Source organism: Mesorhizobium sp. M0771, assembly GCF_040320155.1.
GTDB lineage: Bacteria > Pseudomonadota > Alphaproteobacteria > Rhizobiales > Rhizobiaceae > Mesorhizobium.
Genome location: NZ_JAMYPC010000004.1, coordinates 220,500 through 241,344, shown reverse-complemented (window position 1 = coordinate 241,344; position 20,845 = coordinate 220,500). Strand labels below are relative to the sequence as shown.

Here is a 20,845-nt window from a genome sequence, read left to right as displayed (position 1 = left end):
CAGGTGGTATATCTGATCTATTTTCTCGTTTGAGGGGGTATTAGGTTGAGTGCGTCCCGCAGCGACGAATACAGCCGGCTCGCAGCCCTTGTCGCGGCAACGCGAGAGACCAGCGGCGAAATGTTCGGCCAGGCAATGGTCGATTGGCTGAGCCAGCATGTCAGCTTCGACCACTGCGTTATCTTCGGCTATCGCGGCGCATCGCGACCGCCGCTGCTGTTCGAAACCTTCTCGCCGGCCGAGAGCCATGTCTTCGTCACGCTCTATCAGGAAGGACCTTATCTGCTCGACCCATTTCATCACGCGGCGGTGGAGCGCAAGGAGGGGTTCTGGCGCATGCGCGAGCTGGCGCCCGACCGCTTCTATGCCAGCGAGTATTTTCGCACCTACTATAGCCAGACAAGGCTGGCCGAGGAGGTCGGCTTCTTCCTGCCGCTGCCCGGCAAGGATGCGCTGGTGCTGTCGCTGATGCGATTGCACGCCTCGGGTCCCTTCGGCACCGCCGATGCCAGGCTGCTGCGCGACATGGCGCCGGCGGTCATCAACTTCGCCCGGTTGCGCTGGCCCGCACTTGCGGCCGAGGAGCAGGACGAAGCGGAGCAGGGCGAGACGATCGCCGCCGTCAACGAGTTCGACCGCGCCCACATTTGGGAAAGCCTGTCGCTGACCCCGCGCGAAAAGCATGTCGTCGATCTGGTGCTGCAGGGGCATTCCACCGAGTCGATCGCGAGAGCCATGCGCATCGTGCCGGGAACGGTGAAGGTTCATCGCCGCAACATCCATCGCAAACTCGGCATCAAATCCCAGGCCGGGCTGTTCGCCCGCTTCATCGAGATCATCGAGAGCCGGCGTTGAAATCGCTGAGGCAGACATCGTTCACTTGCGGGCGACAGACTGCTACGGATTACCCGAAACCAGTCGCTTCCTCATACGCCCCGGAGAGCAGACGATGGCATTCAGGCGCAGAAAGAACACGGCCGCGATCCCTCGCACGGTGCCGGCTTTCGAGCACATCGTCACCGAGGCGAGCGACAGTTTCCTGTGGCGGCTCGACGACTATCCCTGGGAGCGCAATGTCTGGAATTTTCATCCGGAATACGAGATCCATCTCCTGAGGAAGTCTTCCGGGGTCGCGCTGGTCGGCGATCACATCGGCGAATTCGGGCCGGGCTACCTGAGCATCGTCGGCGGCGGGCTGCCGCATGACTGGGTGACATCGGTGCAACCCGGCGAGCTGATCGAAGGACGCGACATCGTGCTGCAATTCGATCCGCAGCGGCTGCGCGGCTCGGCGGGACTGCTGCCGGAGCTGCGCGAACTGGAACCGTTCCTGGAGCGATCGCTGCGCGGCATCGTCTTCCATGGCCGCGCCGCGCTCGACGGCGCTGCGCTGATGGAAAGGATGGGCACCGTGCACGGGCTCGCCCGGTTTTGCCTCTTCCTCGAACTGGTCGATCTGCTGGCCAGGACAGACGAATACGAGCTTTTGTCCTCGCCGGATTTCTCACCCGCGCTCGACGCAACCTCGCTGGACATCATCCAGCGCACGCTGACCTATCTCTTCCAGCACTTCGCCGAGGACCTGAAGCTGCCGGAGGCGGCGGAGCTGGCGGGGATGAGCGAAAGCACGTTTTCGCGCTTCTTCCAGAAAAACACCGGCAACAGTTTCAGCGACCACATCGCCAAGCTCCGGCTCTGGCAAGCCTGCAAGCTGCTGGCGGACACCGATATTCCGATCACCGACATCTGCTTCCAGGTCGGCTACATGAACATCTCCAACTTCAACCGCGCCTTCCTGCGCAAGCACCGGATGACGCCGTCATCCTACCGCAAGCTGTCGAAGCAGCGGATGACGATGCGCGCCTGAAAACCGGCCTTCCTCACTCCATCGGTACTCATGTGACAGAGGCCGTGCAGGCGAGCCGGATTTTGCAGCGCACAATGCATAAAAGTACAGGTCTGCTGCAACGGGGCTTCTAGCGCGGCCTTTAGCAACTCCTCATTTTGGCGATGGGTGGCTTGTCGCTCGGGCGATGGCGAGGATCGCGCAACCGAAGACTTCCGCTTCCTGCGACTGTTCCTGGAGGAGAAAATCAATGAAACCAATTCGGCTCGCTGCGAGCATAAGCGCAGCTTTCATGCTTACCACGACCCTCTCGACCATGGCGCTGGCGGCGCCGGTCTGCTCGGCACCGGTCAAGGTGCTGGCGCAACCGCGTGACGGGCTGACGCTGCTGGAGGCGTCCAAGGACGAGTTCCAGAAACTGGCCGGCGCCAGCTTCCAGATCGACTATCTCAACGAGAACGACCGCCGGGCAAAGTCGCGCGCCGATGCGTCCACGGTCGGCAACTACAACGTCTACTATGTCGACGAAGCCAATGTCGCGCTGTTCGCCTCGTCGAAATGGATCGTGCCGCTCACCGACTATTACCCGGCTGACTACGACTACGCCGATTTCGACCCGGGCCGGCAGAAGGTCGCCACCTATGACGGCAAGGTGTGGTTCGCGCCGCTGACCGGCGGCGGCGACCTGATGGTCTACCGCAAGGACATTCTGGAAGCCGCCGGCATCCAGCCGCCGAAGACGCTCGACGAGTTGATCGCCGACGTGCCGAAGCTGACCGATCCCGACAAGGGCATGTACGGCATCGCGCTGCGCGGCGCGCGTGGCTCGGGCGCCAATGTCTGGCGCTGGATGCCGTTCTTCAAGGCCTATGGCGGAAAATGGTTCGACGGTGACAAGCCGGCTTTCAACTCCGAGGCCGCGGTCAAAGCGACCGAGACCTATCTTAAACTGTTCAAGGACTCAGCGCCCGGCACGCAGACCGGCAGCTGGGATGAATCGACCGGCGCCTTCCTGTCGGGCCAGGTTGCCATCTTGGTCGAATCGACGCCGCTGTCGGGCATGGCGGTCGACCCGAAGACCTCGCAAGTGGTCGGCAAGATCGGCTTCCTGCCGCCGCCCTCGCCACTGACCGGCGGCGGCTACGGCCACGGCCTCGCCATCGCCGCCAAGGCCAATGCCGATGACGCCGCGAAGCAATGCGCCGGCCTGTTCATCGCCTGGGCGACGTCGAAGGAGAACGAGAAGCGCCGGCTCGACGCGCACCAATTCGGCGAGCTCAACCGCACCAGCGTGCTGTCCAGCAAGGAGTTCGCCGACATCTATGGCGCCGATCTCGGCCAGGCGCTTGCCGATACCGGCAAGGTGACGGCGGTGAACTTCTGGCAGGATCCGCGCTGGCCGGATCTCGGCGACCGCTGGGGCATCATCCTGGAAGAGCTGGTCACCGGCACGCGCACCGACGTCAAGGGCGGCCTCGACGAACTCGAGGCCTACGCCAACGAGCTGGTGAAGAAGAAGTAATCCTCCCGCCCGCGGCGCGCGGTCCACGGCATTCGACCGGATGCCGGGACCTGTGCGCCGCGGGTCTCTCCAAAAAGGCACAGCCCGAGGATAGGCAATGCGCCGACGCTCTTCCCTGCCCGTGACGTTTCTGGTTCCGACGCTCGCCATTCTTCTGGTGCTGTCGATGGTGCCGACGCTGTACGCCATCGTCATTGCGCTGCAGAACCGCGAGCTGAGCTCGTCGGACTATTCCTGGGTCTGGCTGTCGAACTTCATCGACCTGTTCGCCGACCGGCGTTTCCTCAACGCGGTCTGGGTTTCGGTGAAGTGGGAAATCGTCACCGTGGTGGCGACGATGATGGTGGCGATCGGGCTCGGCGTGCTGATGTTCGAAGTAGCGTCGCCGCGGCTGCGCAACATCTACTGCCTGCTGTTCATCATCCCGGTGCTGTTGCCGCGTGTCTCGGCGGCCTTCGTGTGGAAGTTTGCCTATCATCCGCTCTACGGCATCGCCACCTATCCCTATAGGCTGATCACCGGCGGGCTGATCTTCGACCCGCTGTCGAAGCCGTCGACGGCCCTGTTTGCCGTCGCCTCGGTCGATGTCTGGCAGTGGGGACTGTTCTTCGCGGTCATCGTGCTGAAGCTTCTGGAGACCTTGCCGCCGCAGCCGATCGAAGCGGCGCGGCTCGACCACGCCAAACGCTGGCAGATCCATGCCTATGTGACCTTGCCTATGCTGAAGGCGCCGCTGATCAGCCTGATGTTCGTCAAGATGATCGAATCGCTGCGCTCCTTCGACCTGATTTATGTGATGACGCGCGGCGGGCCGGGCGTGGCGACCGAGACGCTCGACATGTACGCCTTCTCGCAAGGCTTCATCGAATCCGGCAAGGTGTCCTATGCCTCGGCCATGGCGGTGCTGATGATGATCGCGACTGTCATCACCTTCACCATGCTGTGGAAGCGGGTGCAGGCATGAGGCCGTATCGCATGAGACCGGGCCGCCTCATCGGCAAGATCATCCTGGCCTTCGCCGGCTTCATGGCGGTGTTTCCGCTCGCCTGGACGGCGGTCAATTCGCTGAAGAACAATGTCGACATCATCACCCGCGTGCCGCGCCTGGTGTTTACCCCGACCTTCGACAATATCAGCTACATCATCGGCCGCGACAGCGTCATGACCGGTCTCTATAACTCGGTCATTTCCTGCGGCGTCGCCGTGCTGATCGGCGTCATGCTCGGCCTTCCGGCAGCCTATGCGGTGGCGCGCTATCCCAATCGCTTCGCTGGCGACATCCAGTTCTTCGTGTTGTCGCTGCGCTTCCTGCCCCCGGTGGCAGTCGCCATTCCGCTGATGGTGATCTGGCTGCAGATCGGGCTCTACGACACCTTGCCGGCGCTGATCGTCACCTATTCGCTGCTCACCATCTCGGTGATCATGTGGCTCGCCATTCCCGCCTTCCAGGCGGTGCCGAAAGAAATCGAGGAAGCCGCTTTCGTCGACGGCTACGGCGCTTACTCGGTGTTCTGGCGCATTGCGCTGCCGGTAGCGGCGCGCTCGCTGATCGGCGCCGTCGCCTTCAGCTTCGTGCTGGTGTGGAACGAATTCCTGATCGCGCTGATGCTGTCCAGTTCCAACGCCAAGACATTGCCGATCGTCGCTTCCGAACTTTCACAGCAAGGCATGAACGTGCCGTGGGGAATCCTCAACGCCTCGGTCGTGCTGTTGTCGCTACCGCCGCTGCTGTTCCTCGGCGTGCTCAGCGGCTTCCTGAATTCCGTTTTCCGGCAAAAAAAGACTTGATGCGAGGACTTACCTATGCGGGCACTGGTGCTTGAGAAAAAAGGCGAACTGTCGCTGCGCGAGATCGCGCTGCCGCTCGACGTCGGACCGGGCGATGTCAAGATCGCCATCCACACGGTCGGCGTCTGCGGCAGCGACGTGCACTATTACACCCATGGCGCCATCGGCAGCTATGTCGTGCGGGCCCCGATGGTGCTCGGCCACGAAGCCGCGGGAACGATCGTCGAGATCGGCGCCAATGTCGGCACGCTGAAGGTCGGCGACCGCGTCTGCATGGAGCCGGGCGTGCCGAACCTGTCGTCGCGCGCGACCAGGCTCGGCATCTACAATGTCGACCCTGACGTCTCCTTCTGGGCGACGCCGCCTGTGCATGGCGTGCTGGCGCCCTATGCCGTGCACCCGGCCGCCTTCACCTACAGACTGCCGGACAATGTCACCTTCGCCGAAGGCGCGATGGTCGAACCCTTTGCCATCGGCATGCAGGCGGCGAGCCGCGCCCGCATCGTGCCTGGCGACGTCGCCGTCGTCGTCGGCTGCGGCCCGATCGGCATCATGATCGCGCTGGCGGCGCTGGCCGGCGGCTGCTCGAAGGTGCTGATCTCCGATTTTTCCGCACCCAAGCTCAAGATTGCCGCGCAATATCCCGGCATCGTGCCGGTTAATATAGGTGAGCAATCGCTGGTCGACGCAGTCTCCGCCGCGACCGACAATTGGGGCGCGGATATCGTGTTCGAGGCGAGCGGCAGCCCGAAGGCATTCGCCGACCTGTTCGATGTCGTGCGGCCGGGCGGCGCGGTGGTGCTGGTCGGACTGCCGGTCGAACCGGTCAGCCTCAACGTTCCGGCGGCGATCTCCAAGGAAGTGCGCATCGAGACGGTGTTCCGTTACGCCAACATCTTCGACCGCGCGCTGCAGCTGATCGCCTCGGGGAAGGTCGACCTCAAGCCGCTGATCACCGGCACTTATGATTTCTCGGACAGCATCGAGGCCTTCGAGCGGGCGGCGCAAGGCAAGCCGCAAGACGTCAAGCTGCAAATCCTTCTTACCGGCGAGAAGGGCTGACCATGTCCGCGATCGTTTGCTCCCATGTCGACAAGGCTTACGGCGCCACCACCGTCATCCGCGACCTCAATCTCTCGATCGAGGAGCACGAATTCGTCGTATTCCTCGGCCCGTCCGGCTGCGGCAAGTCGACCTTGCTCAGGATGCTGGCCGGACTGGAGGATATCAGCGGCGGGGAAGTGTCGATCGGCGGCAAAGTGGTCAACGATCTCGAGCCCGGCGAGCGCGGCATTGCCATGGTTTTCCAGAACTATGCGCTCTACCCGCATATGACGATCTTCGACAACATCGCCTTTGGGCTCAAGCGACAGAAAGTGCCCCCGGCCGAGATCCGGAAGCGGGTCGAGGCGGTGGCAACGACGCTCGGCCTCGAACCTTACCTCGCCCGCAAGCCGACCGAACTTTCCGGCGGCCAGCAGCAGCGCGTGGCGATTGCGCGCGCCATGATCAAGACGCCGAAAGTGTTCCTGTTCGACGAGCCGCTGTCCAATCTAGATGCCAAGCTGCGCAACCACATGCGGGTCGAGATCGCCCGGCTGCATCAGTCGCTGAAGACCACCACCGTCTATGTCACCCACGATCAGTTGGAAGCGATGACGCTGGCCGACCGGATCGTGCTGCTCAGGGATGGCGTTATCGAACAGATCGGCTCGCCTGCGGGGATCTATCGCCAGCCGGGCAATCTGTTCGTCGCCGGCTTCATCGGTACGCCGAACATGAATTTCATCGACGTGGCCGTCGGGCGGAAGGACGAACGCTGGACGCTGACAGGCGGCGGCTCGAGCTTCTCCATAGAAGGCTCGGGCTTCGATCTACGCGGCGTCCAGCGCGCCGTGCTTGGAATCCGACCGCCGGACCTGAAGACCGCCGGCGCTCAGAGCATCAATCTTCTGCAAGGCACCGCCGACCTCATCGAGTTCCATGGCAATGACGCGCTGGTGACGTTCGCCTGCGGCGGCAAGGAGGTCGGCGCGTTGGTATCGGCCCGCGAATGCCCGGCGTTGCGCGCGCCTGTGCGCTATACGTTCGAGGAGGAGAGCGTGCATCTGTTCGACGCGGCGACCGGCGCATCCTTGCGCCGGCGAGAAGCCTAAATCTGTACGCAATTCCGGACGGAAAACCGTTTCACACTTTTCCTGGAATTGCTCTAGCCGATCGCGTCGAGCGCCTGCCGCTGGCGGTGCATTTCGAGGAAGATCCTGTAGTCGCGGTCGAAGCGGCCTGACGCGGTCGGGTTCGAGGTGCGCGCCCTGCCGCCTTGCTGCATGGCGACGCAGGCGGCATTCAGGTCCGGGAACAGGCCAGCGGCAGTGGCGGCGACCATGCCGGTGCCGAGCAGAACGGCTTCGTCGGCCAGCGGCTCGATCACCGCGCAGCCGGTGGCGTCGGCATAGAGCTCCATCAGCAACGGGTTCTTGGTGTGGCCGCCGGTGACATGCAGCGTGTCTATGAGATAGCCGTTCTCGTTCAGCGCCTCCAGCACATGGCGCACGCCGAGCGCGATGCCGACGGCGGTGCGCCAATACAGCTTGCACAGACTGTCGAAGGAGGAATCCAGCGTCAGCCCGCTGACCACACCGACCGCATGCGGATCGGCAAGCGGCGAGCGGTTGCCATGGAAATCCGGCAGCACATGCAGCCTTGCCGCCAGCTTGTCACCTTCGGTGCTGCGCAGTTCGGCGACGCGCCTGGCGATTTTTGCATGCATGGCCGCGTCCGGCTCGCCGCCGGCGCCGTGCCAGCGGATGATATGGTCGAGCAGCGCACCGGTCGCCGACTGGCCGCCTTCCGACAGCCAGAGTTTTGGCAGTGCGGCGCCATAGTATGGACCCCAGACGCCGGCGAAAGGCTGCGGGTCGGGCGACATCGCCATGACGCAGGACGAGGTGCCGGCGATCAATGCCAGATGGCGGCCGATATTCTGCTCGTCGCCAGCAAAGCCGCCGAGCACGCCAAGCGCGCCGGCATAGGCATCGATGACGCCGGCGCCGACCCGACAGTTTTCGCTCAAGCCCAACTCCGCCGCCGCTTCAGGGGTGAGCGTGCCGATGTCTGCGCCGACAGCACTTGCCTTCTCCGGCAGGCTGCCGTGTTCGAACAGATCGCCAAGCCCGACCCTGTCGAAGAAGTCACGGCGCCAGCCGGTTTCCTCATGCGCCAGATAGGTCCATTTGGCGGTCAGCGTGCATTGCGAGCGCGCCAGCGACCCGGTCGCCTTCCAGGTCAGGAAATCGGTGAGGTCGAATAGGTAGCCGGCTTCATGCCAAGTTCCCGGCAGATTGCGCTTCAGCCACATCAGCTTCGGCGTCGCCATTTCCGGCGACATGACGCCACCGATATAGTCGAGTACGGCGTGGCCGCTATCGGTGCATTCATCTGCCTCGGCGATGGCGCGATGGTCGAGCCAGACGATGGTGTCCCAGCGCCGTTCGCCCGTCACCGAGACGCTGAGCTGGCCGGCATTCCTGTCCAGCACCACCAGCGAGCAGGTGGCGTCGAACGACATGCCGACAATATCGTCGGCTGACACACCGGCCTTTTCGCGCGCGGCACGCACCGCGATGCACACAGCCGACCAGATATCCTGCGAATTGTGCTCGGCGTGATCGGCCTGCGGCTGGTTCATGACGATCGGATGCTCGGCGCGGCCGAGCAAGGTGCCTGACGTGTCGAGAATGCCCGCGCGGGCGCTCCCGGTGCCGACATCGACCGCGCAAACGAAGCTTTTCGTCAAGATGCTTTTACTCTCGCTCCCTAGAGCCGGATGATTTCAGGTCTGTTCGACCTGAAATCTGAATCCGTCTCTAAATCAAAGAAGTAGAGCATGATGTCGTCCGAAAACCGCTTCACACTTTTCGGCATCATGCTCTAGCCTGCAATCAGATCGGGCAATTGCAGCATGTCCGCGAATATAAAGTCCGGTTCACTCGACGCAAGCCGCGCTTTCAAGGCCGGGTTGCCGGCGTGCGAACCGCCGGTGAAAGCAAAGACGCGCATACCGGCCGCATGCGCCGCCGCGATGCCGGCAGGGCTGTCCTCGATTACGATGCAATTACCGGGATGCGCGCGCATAGCAGCGGCGGCATGGAGAAAAAGATCCGGCGCCGGCTTGCCGCGCGCGACCATGGCAGCGCTGAACAGATGGGGCTCGAGCAGGCCGAGCAGGCCGGTAACGTCGAGCGCATAGCGAATGCGGTCGAGCGTGCCGGAGGAAGCGACGCAGCAGGGCACGCCCAGCCTCGGCAGGATGTCGCTGATGCCGGGAATCGGCTTCAGCTCCTCGCGGAATTTGCGCATCAGCTCGACGCGCATATCGGTCAGGTGCACGTCGGTGATGTCGATGGTGAAATCGCGAAGAAGTATCTCGCGCACGCTCTTCATGCTCTTGCCGAGGAAATGCTCGTAGGCCGCATCCTCGCTGACCGAGCCCCCGGCGGCAGAGATCATGCCGAGCAGAGCCGAAACCGACAGCGCCTCGCTGTCGACCAGCACGCCGTCACAGTCGAAGATGACCAGTTCGGGCGTCATTGCGGCTGGCGTCAGAGCTTGCCGGAGATGTAGCGCGTCAGCGTCGCGCGCGTGCCATTCGCCCACAAGACGTTGAGCGCATGGGCAAAGGCCTCGGCGAACGCCGCCGAGCGGCCGACATCGCCATAGATGTCCTCCATCGCAAGCCAGGCGCCGGGCGCATCCTTCGCCGCCTTGGCGGTTGCCTGCAGCCGGTCCCAGCTGGGATCGTTGGCTTCGATGTCGGCGCCGCTGTCGGTGGTGCCGAAGCAATAGCGGCACCACAGCGCCGATTCCAGCGCGAGACCCGCAACGCTCTTCCCGGCTTTCAGCCGGTCGGCGATGGTCGGGATGATGAATTTCGGCTGCCGGTTGGAACCGTCGAGGCAAAGCCGGCGGATGGTGTCGCCGATCTTCGGGTTGGAAAAGCGGTGCTCGATGAGCTGGTAATAATCCTCCAGCACGGTGTCCGGCACCGGCGGCACGGTCGGGATGATCTCGTCATGCTCGAGCTTGGCGAGGAAGCCGCGCACCAGCGGCTCCTGCATCGCCTCATGGACGAAATGGATGTCCATCAACCCTGCGGGATAAGCGATCGTGGCATGACCGCCATTGAGGATGCGGATCTTCATCAGCTCATAGGGCGCGACATCCCTCACGAATTGCACACCGACCTTTTCCAGCGGCGGGCGGCCGTCGGTGAAACGGTCTTCCAGCACCCATTGCTTGAACGGCTCGCAGAACACCGGCCAGTTGTCCTCGAGGCCGAACTCGGTGGCGAGAATGCCGCGCTCGCGGTCGGAGGTGGCGGGGGTGATGCGGTCGACCATGCCGTTGGGAAAGGCGACATTGTCGCTGACCCAGTTTGCCAGATCCTCGTCGATCAGCCGGGCGAGGCCGATGACGCCATCCGAGGTGACATGGCCATTGTGAGGGATGTTGTCGCAGGACATGACGGTGAACGGCACGATGCCGTCGGCCCGGCGGCGCATCAGCCCGGCCAGGATGAGGCCGAACACCGTCTTCGGCGTCGTACCTGCCTGCGCGTCGGCAACGATATCAGGATGGGTCGGGTTGAACTTTCCCGAGGCCGGATCGATGAAATACCCGCCTTCGGTGATGGTCAGCGAGACGATCTTGATCGCCGGATCGGCGAGCTGGTCGATGATCGCATCCGCATCGCCGGGCGTCAGGAAATCGATCATGACGCCGGTGACGCGGGCGCTCATATGGTCGGAATCCTGCTCGACCACGGTGGTCAGCCAGTCCTGCTCCTGCAGCTTGGAACGACCGATTTTTTCGCCCTCGAAGACCCCGGCGCCGACCAGCGCCCAGTCATGGCCGATGCCTGCATTGAAGAGATCGTCGAGGTAGACCGCCTGATGCGACCGATGGAAATTGCCGACGCCGAAATGGACGATACCGGGTTTGAGCCTGGAGCGATCATATCTGGGACCGGCGACCTTGGCGGGGAGTTCCGAGAGGATCGAGGAGGAGAGTTTCACGGTCATTTTTCTACCCTTTTGGCCGGGCTGCGGCCTTCGTGATCCCGGCCCATCAACTCATCCATTGGCCGCCATCGACATTGTAGGTCTGGGCGACGATGTATTCGGCGTCGTCGCTGGCCAGGAAGACCGCCATGCCGGTCAGGTCCTCCGGCTTGCCCATGCGGCCATAGGGCACGCCCTCGCCGACCAGCCGCTTCTTCTCGCCCTTCGGCCGGTTCTCATATTTGGCAAACAGCGCATCGACCTCATCCCACATATCGCTGTCGACGACGCCGGGCGCGATGCCATTGACGTTGATGCGGTGCTTGATCAGGTCGAGCCCGGCGGACTGGGTCAGCGAAATCACCGCGGCCTTGGTGGCGCAATAGACGGCGACCAGCGGCTCGCCGCGCCGTCCTGCCTGGCTGGCGATGTTGATGATCTTGCCGCCCTTGCCCCTTGCGATCATCGAACGCGCCGCTGCCTGCAGCATGAACAAAGTGCCGGCGACGTTGACGGAGAACAATTTGTCATAGCTCGCTTCGGTGATCTCGACGATCGGCGCCAGGTCGAACAAGGCAGCATTGTTGATCAGTATGTCGAGGCCGCCGGTCTTTGTTTCGACCGCCTTGACCGACGCCTGGATCGAAGCAAGGTCGCTGACGTCGAGCCTGACCGGATAGGCGTTGGCGCCAATCTCGGCGGCCGTGTTTTCGGCAGCCGCCAGATTGATGTCGGCAATGGCCACCGTGGCACCCTCGCGCGTATAGGCTTCGGCAAAAGCCCTGCCGATGCCGCGCGCGGATCCGGTGATCAGCGCCGATTTGCCTTTCAGTCTCACTGCGTCAGCGCCTTTCCGTCGGGGCCGAAGCGATGCATGCGGACCTTGTCCGGCGTCAAATAGATGGTGTCGCCGTGGCGTACGGCCAGTTCGCCATCGGCGCGTACCGTCAGCGGACCGACGCCGTCGGCCTGGACATGCAGGAAGGTGTCGGAGCCCAGATGCTCGGCGACGCCGACAAGGGCTTTCCAGTCACCCGCGGTGGTCGATATCCCCATATGCTCAGGACGAATGCCGATGGTCTTGGCGTTGTATTTGGCCGCCGGCGCACCTTCGATCAGGTTCATTTTCGGCGAACCGATGAAGCCCGCCACGAACAGGTTCTTCGGCGACTTGTAGAGTTCCATCGGCGAGCCGACCTGTTCGATGTTGCCGGCGTTGAGCACGACGATCTTGTCGGCCATGGTCATAGCTTCGATCTGGTCGTGGGTGACGTAGACCATCGTCGTCTTGAGCTGATGGTGCAGCTCGCTGATTTCGAGCCGCATGGTGCCGCGCAGTGCAGCATCGAGGTTGGACAGCGGCTCGTCGAACAGGAATGCCGAGGGCTGGCGCACGATGGCGCGGCCGATGGCGACGCGTTGCCGCTGGCCGCCGGAGAGCTGGCCGGGCCGGCGTTCGAGATAGTTGGTGAGGTTGAGGACCCGGGCCGCGTCCTTCACCTTCTTGTCGATCGTCGCCACATCCTCGCCCGCCATCTTCAGCGGGAAGCCGATGTTCTTGGCCACCGTCATATGCGGATAGAGCGCATAGGACTGGAACACCATGGCCAGCTTGCGCTTGGCCGGCGCCTCGCCGGTGACGTCACGGCCATCGATGTTGATGGTGCCCCCGCTGGTGTCCTCGAGCCCGGCAATGAGGCGCAGCAACGTGGACTTGCCGCAACCCGACGGCCCGACGAAGACGACGAACTCGCCATTCTCGATGACGAGGTCGAGGCCTGGAATGATGACCGTCGATCCGAAATGCTTGGAGACGTTCTTGAGCGTGATGTTTCCCATGGTTTCCTCCCCGAGGGGTTATTTGGCCGGATTGCTTCAGGCAACGTCCGTTATTTTACCGCACCGAAGGTCAGGCCGCGCACCAGCTGCTTCTGGCTGAACCAGCCCATGATCAGGATGGGCGCGATGGCCAGCGTCGATGCCGCCGAAAGCTTGGCCCAGAACAGGCCTTGCGGGCTTGAGAACGAACTGATGAAGGCCGTCAGCGGCGCCGCCTCGGTGGTGGTCAGGCGGATGGTCCAGAACGCTTCGTTCCACGCCAGGATGATGTTGAGCAGCATGGTCGAGGCGATGCCCGGCACGGCCATGGGGGTCAGCACATAGACGATCTCGCCCCACAGGGTGGCGCCGTCCATGCGTGCCGCTTCCAGGATCTCGCCGGGGATTTCGCGGAAGTAGGTGTAGAGCATCCAGATCACGATCGGCAGGTTGATCAGCATCAGCATGATCATCAGGCCGATGCGGCTGTCGAGCAGTCCGGCATCGCGGAAGATGAGGTAGATCGGGAAAAGCACGGCAACCGCCGGCATCATCTTGGTCGAGAGCATCCACATCAGGATGTCCTTGGTCCACTTGCCCGGCGAGAAGGCCATCGACCAGGCGGCCGGAACCGCGACGATCAGGGCCAGGATGGTCGAGCCGACCGAGAGCAGCACCGAGTTGAAGAAGAACTTGAAGTAGCCGCTCTGCGCCTGGACCTCGGTATAGCTCTCGAACGTCCCCGACGGGATCAGCGCGAAGCCCTGGATGGCCTCCTGCTCCGACTTGAACGAGGTGATGATCGTGTAGAGGATCGGGAAGAAGATCAGCAGCGCGACGATCCAGGCGGCGCCTGTCGCAATGACCTTGTGTTGGGTGGTGACTGCACGTGCCATCGTATCCTCCCTTACTTGTCCAGGTTCTTGCCGACCGCGCGCATGGCGAAGAAGGCGACGATGTTGGCGAGAATGACGGCGATGACACCGCCGGCCGATGCCTGGCCGATTTTGAACTCCAGCAATGCCTTCTGGTAGACGAGGAAGGGCAGGTTGGTGGAGGCATAGCCGGGTCCGCCATTGGTGGTGACCAGGATTTCGGCATAGACCGACAGCAGGAAGATGGTCTGGATCAGGATGACGACGGTGATGGCGCGCGACATGTGCGGCAGCGTCAGATAGATGAAGCGGCTGACGAAGCCGGCGCCGTCCATCTCGGCGGCTTCCTTCTGCTCGCCGTCGAGCGACTGCAATGCGGTCAGCAGGATCAGCGTTGCGAAGGGCAGCCATTGCCAGGCGACGATGATGATGATGGCAAGCATCGGATGCTGCCCGAACCAGTCGATCGGTTGAGCCCCGAAGAAGCGCGCAATGTCGGCAAAGACGCCGTATTGCGGGTGCATGATCATGTTCTTCCAGACAAGTGCAGCCACCGGCGGCATGACGAAGAACGGAGAGATGACGAGGATGCGGACGATCCCCTGTCCCCACATCGGCTGATCGATCAACAGCGCCAGCATGATGCCGCCGATGACGGTGATCAGCAGCACGCTGCCCACCAGGACCAGCGTGTTGAGGATCGACTGCAGGAATGCCGGGTTGGAATAGAACAGCGAGTAATTCGAGAACCAGACAAACCCGTCGCGGATCGGATTGAGCGGATTGTACTGCTGGAAGGAGAACCAGATCGTGAGTGCCAGCGGCACGATCATCCAGACGAACAGCAGCACCACGGATGGCGCCAACATAAAGCGGGCAAGCGAACGGGTCTGCTGAGTAGCCATGACGGTCACCCTTCAAGGTCAGCCAAATTTTCAGGTGTGTGAAAGGGGCCGCCCGAACTGGGATTCGGGCGGCCGTTGCCGGCCAAGGAGGCGACCGGCATTCGGCACCGGGAGGAGCCTTACTTGATATAACCGCCTTCGGTCATGGTCGCCGTGGCGGCGTCCTGCGCCTGCTTGAGCGCGTCGTCTACGCTGGTCTGGCCGGCGAGCGCCGCCGAGAACAGCTGGCCAACGGTTGTGCCGAGGCCCTGGAACTCAGGAATGGCGACGAACTGCACACCGACATAGGGCACCGGCTTGACCGTCGGATGCGCCGGATCGGCGGCATTGATCGAGTCCAGCGTCATCTTGGCGAACGGGGCCGCCTTCTGGTACTCGGGATTGGCGTAGAGCGAGGAACGCGTTCCCGGAGGAACGTTGGCCCAGCCTTCCTTGGAAGCGACCAGTTCGGCATAGTGCTTGCTGGTCGCCCATGAGACGAACTTCTGGGCGGATTCCGCCTTCTGCGTGCCTGCGGGGATCGCCAGCGACCATGCCCAGAGCCAGTTGGCGCGCTTGCCGAGGCCATTGTCCGGCGCCAAAGCATAACCGACCTTGTCGGCCACCTTCGAGGCCTTCGGATCCGAGACGAAGGACGCCGCCACGGTGGCGTCGATCCACATGCCGCACTTGCCTTGCTGGAACAGAGCCAGATTCTCGTTGAAGCCGTTGGACGAAGCGCCTTCCGGACCGTCGGCCTTCATCAGGTCGACATAGAACTGCAGTGTGTTCTTCCATTCCGGTTGGTCGAACTGCGGCTTCCAGTTCTCGTCGAACCAGCGGGCGCCAAACGAGTTGGACATGGCCGTCAGGAACGCCGTGTTCTCGCCCCAGCCGGCCTTGCCGCGCAGGCATACGCCGTTCACGCCATTGGCGCGGTCGGTCATCTTGTCGGCGGCCTGCTTGATGAAGTCCCACGTCGGGGCATCGGGCATGGTCAGCCCGGCCTTCTCGATCAGGTCCTTGCGGTACATGACGAAGGAGCTTTCGCCGTAGAAGGGCGCGGCATAGAGCTTGCCGTCGACCGAGAGGCCGCCGGCGATGGCCGGGATGATGTCCTTGGCGTCATAGTCGTCGCCGAGCTTGTCGAGCGGCAACAGCCAGCTCTGCTTGGCCCAGATCGGAACCTCGTAGGTGCCGATCGTCATCACGTCATACTGGCCGCCCTTGGTTGCGATGTCGGTGGTGACGCGCTCGCGCAGCACGTTCTCTTCGAGCGTGACCCAGTTCAGCTGGATGTCGGGGTTCGCCTTGGTGAAGTCGTCCGTCAGCTTTTGCATGCGGACCATGTCGCCATTGTTGACCGTGGCGATGGTGATGGATTCGGCGTGTGCGGCAAAAGCGAAAGCGCTGGCCGACAACAAGCCCAGGGTGAGCGTGCGCAGTTTCATCAAATTCCTCCCATGAACCAAGATGAGCATTTGCCTTGGTAATGGGCAATTACTCACTTGGCATAAATTATGTCAAGCCAGATTCGATGCTGCAGCGCAGCACGCAAGGCGGAGCGCGGCGTTGCGCGCGTAGAGGATATTGAACGGATTTGGGAAGCTGTTTGCACGGGATGTGAGAGCGGGTAGATGCCGACCCATCGCAACCCAATCATGGCGCCAAGGGAGCGATGGGGCCCAGCCCGTCAGCCGTGGGACGGGTAGCTTCCGACGGAATATTCGAAAACCCTGCCGTCGCGTGTTTGCTTGGCTCTGGTCAGCACTTCCGTCACCTGGATCCAGCTGGGCTCGTCCTTGCGCAGCCTAACTTCCCGGCCGATTGCCTTCACGGCAGCTTGAAACGGCGTAAATGCTTCGATCACCTGCGTCGTGCGCACGGTGTTGTTTTCGATTTCTTCGACGCGATAGACTTTCATCAGCCGGCTGATCGACCCTGTTTCAATCTGCAGACGATTGATCCTGCTCAATTGGGTCGTCACAAGCACAAGCCTATGCCGGGCGAGTGATATCGACAGCGTTTTTGTCAAGCTTGGTTAACCGGGTGGCCCGATCGCAGCTGTTTGTCCGCGAAAGCGAGCATTCGTCGCGGATCCATGGCTCGCTTTGCATCTCGGAAATCAATCCGCGAGTCGCTCGCCCTCAGGCGCAGGCGATCTCGGCCAGGATCCAGTCCCGGAAGGCTTTTATCTTCGGCACGTTGCGACGCGCCGTCGGGTAGACCAGCCAATAGGCGTGGCCGTCGTCGCCGACTAGGTCGAAGGGCTGGATCAGGCGGCCGGCGGCGAGCTCGGTCTTGAACAATGCGGTGGTCAGGATCGCCACACCATGGCCGGCGATGGCCGCGTTCGCCTCATAGGCCTGCGCGCCCATGCTGGTGCCGGTGCGCCTGGCAAGTTCGTCCGCCGGGACGCCGGCAAGGGCGAACCATTCCCGCCACCAGATGTCGCCGGGATCGAGAATGGGCAGCTTGAACAGGTCGGCGGGTTCGTGGACGCCACCTATGGTGGCAGCGAGTGCCGGGCTCAGCACCGGGGTGAAATCGGCCTTGAACAAAAGATGGGTCTCCACTCCAGGCCACTTGCCGCTGCCGGAGCGGATAGCGATGTCCATGTCCTCGCGGGCAAAATCGATCACCCTGTTCGAGGTATCGACGCGCACCGCCAGCGACGGATGCGCGACCTGGAAGGAGCCGAGATGCTGCGCCAGCCAGTTCGAGGCGAAGGTCAGCAGCGTCGAGACACACAGCACACCATCGGCGCCCCCACGCGCGGCGGAATAGGCGCTTGAGAGCAGGCTGAACGCCTCGCTGACGGCGGGCGCCAGGCGCTGGCCGGGTTCCGTCAGCACAATCTGTCGCGGCTGGCGCAGGAACAGCGGCGAACCGATGCGCTCTTCCAGAAGCTTGATCTGATAACTGGCGGCGGCCTGCGTCATGCCGAGTTCCTGCGCGGCCTTGGTGAAGGAGAGATGCCGCGCGACGGCTTCGAACACCCTGATGGCCTGCAGCGGCGGCAACTGGGCGAGCTGTGGTGCCTTGAGATCGGGCATAAGCCCTCCTTATGGGTCGTGATCGACGTTTGATTGGCGGCAAGAGGCAATCAGGCCGATATCTGGTGTCAACGATCAATCAAGTTCAAGCATAGCGGAGGCTGAAGATCATGACCACGGTACAGCAAAAGCTCCATTCGACCCCGGCGCAGAGCTGGTTTTCCCTGCTGGTGCATGAATTTTCCCTGCTTGTGCACCGCCGACGCGGCTACGTCGACGTCCGGGAGTTGTCGCCGCATCTGCAGCGCGACATGGGTTTCCTCGATGGAAATGATGTTTGCGGACGGCACAAATAGCAGTGCCGATTTTATCACCAGATCAGGCGCCGTCGAGTAGGGCCGTGGCGGTCCGCTCGTCGGTGATGAGGCCATTGACCAGCCGGCGGTTCACCGCGGCCAGGATGCCCGGCAATTTGCGTTCGCCCATGGCGAGTGCAATGACCAGCGACTTTTCGCGTGACGGCAAGGCTGCCGACGATACCCGGTCGTTGGTGATGCCCTCGATCATGCGGCCTTCCCGGTCGAACACCCAGCCGACGATCTCGGCGACGCCGCCAGCCTTTTGCAAAGCCTTCAGCTCGCTTTCCGAGATAAAACCGTCCTCGTAGAGCGGCGCCTTCGGGCCGAGATCGCCGATGCCGACAAAGGTGACGTCGGCTTCCGCGGCCAGCGCCAGCGTCGGTTGGATCATCGGCTGGGCAAGCAGCATCTCGCGCTCTTCCGGCGACGAGGCGATGACCGGCAGCGGCATCGGGAACGAGCGGGCCTTGACCCGGTCGGCCATGGTGAAGATGACGTTGTAGAAGGCGGCCGAACCGTCGGGCGAGATGTTGCCGGTCAAGGACACAACCTTGTGCTGCGAGCATTCCATCGGCGGCAATTGCTCGATCGCCGCCTTCAGCGTGCGGCCGGTGCCGATGGCCAAGACGATGGGCGTCGGTGACCGCAGCCGCCGCTCGATCTCGGCCGCGGCCGCCTCGGCAATGCCGATCGTGGTCGAGGATGAGGTTGGATCGCTCGGCACCACTTCGACGAGGTCGAGCGCGAAGCGTGACTTCAGTCTAGCTGCGAGATCAAGGCAATTGGCGATCGGGTGATCGACGCGAACCTTGATCAGCCCCTCCGACACCGCCAGCGACACCAGCCGCTGCGCCGTCTGCCGGGAAATGCCGAGCGTGGCGGCGATCTGGTCCTGGGTGTTGCCGGCAACATAATAAAGCCAGCCGGCGCGCGCTGCCTCGTCCAGCCTGCTGCTGCCGCCATCTTGCCGCGAATTCAAAATGTGCCTCCAGCCCTGCCCCTTTGCGCGCCCTCGGGCGAAGCGTCGTAGTCTTGCAGGGAATGTGTCGGCGCGCAATTGTTCAATCGGGAAGACAATTGCTTGCTGCTTCGATCCGGCCGCCGCGCGGCAACCAACCCAGCGAAAATCGCCAGCGGACGGGCTCGGCGGTTTATCTCCTGATACAAACGCTTTAAGGGGATCGGCAAAGGAGCCTCGCATGACGCCGAAAGCGGTTTTCTGGGATATGGACGGCACGCTGGTCGACAGCGAGCCGCTGCACGAGGCGGCCTTGGTGGCGGCGCTGCGCAGCGTCGGTATCACGCCGCCGGCCGACCTGCATGAGCGGGTGCTGGGCGTCGCCGCCGCACCGGTCTACGAGATGCTGCGCAGCGAGTTCGGCCTCGACCTGCCCTTCGACGACTGGATCGTGCGCAAATACGATCACTACATGCCGATGGCCGAGACGCTGAAGCCGCGCCCCGGCGCGATCGAAGTGTTCAACGAGTTGCGCGCGCTCGGCGTGCAGCAGGCGGTGGTGTCCAATTCCGACCGGGTGATCGTCGATGCAAATCTGAGCGCCGTCGGCCTGATCTATCCCGGCATGCGCACGATCAGCCGAAACGACGTGCGCGAAGGCAAGCCGCATCCCGAACCGTTCCTGCGCGCCGCGTGGCTGGCCGGCGTCGATCCTTCAGACGCGGTGGCCGTCGACGACAGCGTTACCGGCGCCACATCAGGCCTGGCCGCGGGGATGCGGACGATCTTCTGGCCGGAAGCGCCGATGGCAGGACCGAAGGGCGCTGTCGTGATCAACAGTGCGGAAGAGTTGCGGGCTCAGTTGGGACTCTGAGTGAGCCTATGAACGTCGGCGCTGCCCCTCATCCCCCTGCCGGGACCTTCTCCCCGTGAACGGGGAGAAGGGTGAACTCATTCAGCTGCGGTACACCGGCTCCTCCTCGTCGAGGATCGCCTTCAGCTCGGCAAGGTGACGCTCCGCCTGGCCGGGATAGTCGTCCATTTCGCTGGCGGTCTTTTCGGCAATGGCGTCGGAGAGCGTGCGCAGCGGACGGCCGGTCCACAGCGCCTTGATGTAGGTCTCGGCGGCACGCTCGAAATAGAACATGCGGTTGAAGGCGTCGGCAACGGTGTCGCCGATGACCATGACCCCGTGATTGCCCATCACCATCACCTTGACCTTAGGGTCGGTGAGCAGTTGCGAGCAGCGCTCGCCTTCCTCCTCGAAGGCCAGCCCGCCATAGTGGGCATCGACGACGTGGCGGTTGAAGAACATGGCCGAGTTCTGGTCGATCGGCGGCAGAGTCGAGTCGGCCAGCGATGCAAGCACAGTGGCATGAATGGAATGCACATGCATGGCGCAGCGCGCATGCGGCACGTTGCGGTGAATGGCGCCGTGCAGACCCCAGGCGGTCGGGTCGGGCGCATTCGGGCCGGACAATGTCTCGGGATCGTTGGCGTCGATCAGCAAAAGGTCGCTCGCCTTGATGCGCGAGAAATGCACCTGGTTGGGGTTCATCAGGAATTTGCTGCCGGCCTCGTTGACCGACAGCGAGAAGTGGTTGGCCACGGCTTCATGCATGTTGAGCCGCGCCGTCCAGCGGAAGGCGGCGGCAAGGTCGACGCGCTCCTCATAATAGGGCAGGTTGGTCAGCGGCTCTTTCTGCAAACGGGCGATGCTCATCAAAAAATCCTCCATTT

General features: G+C 62.9%; 21 protein-coding genes. 9 read left to right on the top strand and 12 right to left on the bottom strand.

Going from position 1 to position 20,845, the window contains the following annotated elements; genetic code table 11:
• Positions 1 to 45: 45 nt before the first annotated feature.
• The 7 genes from NKI05_RS08540 (at position 46) to NKI05_RS08510 (ending at position 7,312) form a co-directional block, all read left to right on the top strand.
• A complete protein-coding gene (locus NKI05_RS08540) occupies positions 46 to 855 on the top strand; it encodes a helix-turn-helix transcriptional regulator (RefSeq protein ID WP_352792298.1) in 810 nt (269 codons plus the stop codon).
• A 94-nt stretch (positions 856 to 949) separates the two neighbouring features.
• On the top strand, positions 950 to 1,867 hold the full coding sequence (locus NKI05_RS08535; RefSeq protein ID WP_023671262.1) for an AraC family transcriptional regulator: 918 nt from the start codon (positions 950 to 952) through the stop codon (positions 1,865 to 1,867).
• 229 nt (positions 1,868 to 2,096) lie between these two features.
• Positions 2,097 to 3,368 carry an ABC transporter substrate-binding protein gene (locus tag NKI05_RS08530; protein WP_023693095.1) on the top strand — a complete coding sequence of 424 codons (1,272 nt, stop codon included), beginning with the start codon at positions 2,097 to 2,099 and terminating at the stop codon, positions 3,366 to 3,368.
• Positions 3,369 to 3,465: 97 nt separating this feature from the next.
• Positions 3,466 to 4,332: a carbohydrate ABC transporter permease gene (locus NKI05_RS08525; protein WP_023683583.1), complete on the top strand. Its 867-nt coding sequence runs from the start codon at positions 3,466 to 3,468 to the stop codon at positions 4,330 to 4,332.
• A gap of 11 nt (positions 4,333 to 4,343) precedes the next feature.
• The gene (locus NKI05_RS08520; protein WP_023671259.1) at positions 4,344 to 5,156 is read left to right on the top strand and encodes a carbohydrate ABC transporter permease; all 813 of its coding nucleotides are present in this window, start codon (positions 4,344 to 4,346) and stop codon (positions 5,154 to 5,156) included.
• Between the two features lie 15 nt (positions 5,157 to 5,171).
• Entirely contained in the window at positions 5,172 to 6,218 is a 1,047-nt protein-coding gene (locus tag NKI05_RS08515) for an NAD(P)-dependent alcohol dehydrogenase (RefSeq protein ID WP_023683584.1), read from the top strand.
• Between the two features lie 2 nt (positions 6,219 to 6,220).
• Entirely contained in the window at positions 6,221 to 7,312 is a 1,092-nt protein-coding gene (locus tag NKI05_RS08510; protein WP_023816004.1) for an ABC transporter ATP-binding protein, read from the top strand.
• Between the two features lie 53 nt (positions 7,313 to 7,365).
• Here NKI05_RS08510 and NKI05_RS08505 read toward each other — a convergent pair whose 3' ends face one another.
• The 10 genes from NKI05_RS08505 to NKI05_RS08460 all read right to left on the bottom strand — a co-directional run bounded on the left by NKI05_RS08505 (position 7,366) and on the right by NKI05_RS08460 (position 17,848).
• Positions 7,366 to 8,952: an FGGY-family carbohydrate kinase gene (locus NKI05_RS08505; RefSeq protein WP_023816005.1), complete on the bottom strand. Its 1,587-nt coding sequence runs from the start codon at positions 8,950 to 8,952 to the stop codon at positions 7,366 to 7,368.
• Between the two features lie 134 nt (positions 8,953 to 9,086).
• Entirely contained in the window at positions 9,087 to 9,746 is a 660-nt protein-coding gene (locus NKI05_RS08500; RefSeq protein ID WP_023816006.1) for an HAD family hydrolase, read from the bottom strand.
• Between the two features lie 11 nt (positions 9,747 to 9,757).
• Positions 9,758 to 11,236 carry a mannitol dehydrogenase family protein gene (locus NKI05_RS08495; RefSeq protein ID WP_023689169.1) on the bottom strand — a complete coding sequence of 493 codons (1,479 nt, stop codon included), beginning with the start codon at positions 11,234 to 11,236 and terminating at the stop codon, positions 9,758 to 9,760.
• 46 nt (positions 11,237 to 11,282) lie between these two features.
• Complete coding sequence (locus NKI05_RS08490) at positions 11,283 to 12,053, bottom strand: L-iditol 2-dehydrogenase (RefSeq protein ID WP_023683590.1); 771 nt, start codon at positions 12,051 to 12,053, stop codon at positions 11,283 to 11,285.
• The gene (locus NKI05_RS08485) at positions 12,050 to 13,054 is read right to left on the bottom strand and encodes an ABC transporter ATP-binding protein (protein WP_023689168.1); all 1,005 of its coding nucleotides are present in this window, start codon (positions 13,052 to 13,054) and stop codon (positions 12,050 to 12,052) included. Before NKI05_RS08485 ends, NKI05_RS08490 begins: the two co-directional genes overlap by 4 nt.
• A gap of 50 nt (positions 13,055 to 13,104) precedes the next feature.
• A complete protein-coding gene (locus tag NKI05_RS08480) occupies positions 13,105 to 13,929 on the bottom strand; it encodes a carbohydrate ABC transporter permease (protein ID WP_023671250.1) in 825 nt (274 codons plus the stop codon).
• Between the two features lie 11 nt (positions 13,930 to 13,940).
• Positions 13,941 to 14,813, bottom strand: coding sequence for a carbohydrate ABC transporter permease (locus NKI05_RS08475; RefSeq protein WP_023671249.1), 873 nt, complete (start codon positions 14,811 to 14,813; stop codon positions 13,941 to 13,943).
• A 119-nt stretch (positions 14,814 to 14,932) separates the two neighbouring features.
• Positions 14,933 to 16,243, bottom strand: a complete 1,311-nt coding sequence (locus NKI05_RS08470; protein WP_023746514.1) for an ABC transporter substrate-binding protein — start codon at positions 16,241 to 16,243, stop codon at positions 14,933 to 14,935.
• A 242-nt stretch (positions 16,244 to 16,485) separates the two neighbouring features.
• Complete coding sequence (locus NKI05_RS08465) at positions 16,486 to 16,827, bottom strand: hypothetical protein (protein ID WP_155923262.1); 342 nt, start codon at positions 16,825 to 16,827, stop codon at positions 16,486 to 16,488.
• Between the two features lie 112 nt (positions 16,828 to 16,939).
• Positions 16,940 to 17,848 carry a LysR substrate-binding domain-containing protein gene (locus NKI05_RS08460; RefSeq protein WP_023671245.1) on the bottom strand — a complete coding sequence of 303 codons (909 nt, stop codon included), beginning with the start codon at positions 17,846 to 17,848 and terminating at the stop codon, positions 16,940 to 16,942.
• Between the two features lie 110 nt (positions 17,849 to 17,958).
• Between NKI05_RS08460 and NKI05_RS08455 the strand changes: the two genes are divergently transcribed.
• Positions 17,959 to 18,144, top strand: a complete 186-nt coding sequence (locus NKI05_RS08455) for a hypothetical protein (RefSeq protein WP_023689164.1) — start codon at positions 17,959 to 17,961, stop codon at positions 18,142 to 18,144.
• A 22-nt stretch (positions 18,145 to 18,166) separates the two neighbouring features.
• Here NKI05_RS08455 and NKI05_RS08450 read toward each other — a convergent pair whose 3' ends face one another.
• Positions 18,167 to 19,126, bottom strand: coding sequence for a sugar-binding transcriptional regulator (locus tag NKI05_RS08450; RefSeq protein ID WP_023689163.1), 960 nt, complete (start codon positions 19,124 to 19,126; stop codon positions 18,167 to 18,169).
• A 220-nt stretch (positions 19,127 to 19,346) separates the two neighbouring features.
• Between NKI05_RS08450 and NKI05_RS08445 the strand changes: the two genes are divergently transcribed.
• Positions 19,347 to 19,979 carry an HAD family hydrolase gene (locus NKI05_RS08445; protein ID WP_023671242.1) on the top strand — a complete coding sequence of 211 codons (633 nt, stop codon included), beginning with the start codon at positions 19,347 to 19,349 and terminating at the stop codon, positions 19,977 to 19,979.
• 81 nt (positions 19,980 to 20,060) lie between these two features.
• On the opposite strand, the gene NKI05_RS08440 is transcribed toward NKI05_RS08445, so the two are convergent.
• Complete coding sequence (locus tag NKI05_RS08440; protein WP_023711372.1) at positions 20,061 to 20,828, bottom strand: class II aldolase and adducin N-terminal domain-containing protein; 768 nt, start codon at positions 20,826 to 20,828, stop codon at positions 20,061 to 20,063.
• Positions 20,829 to 20,845 lie beyond the last annotated feature (17 nt).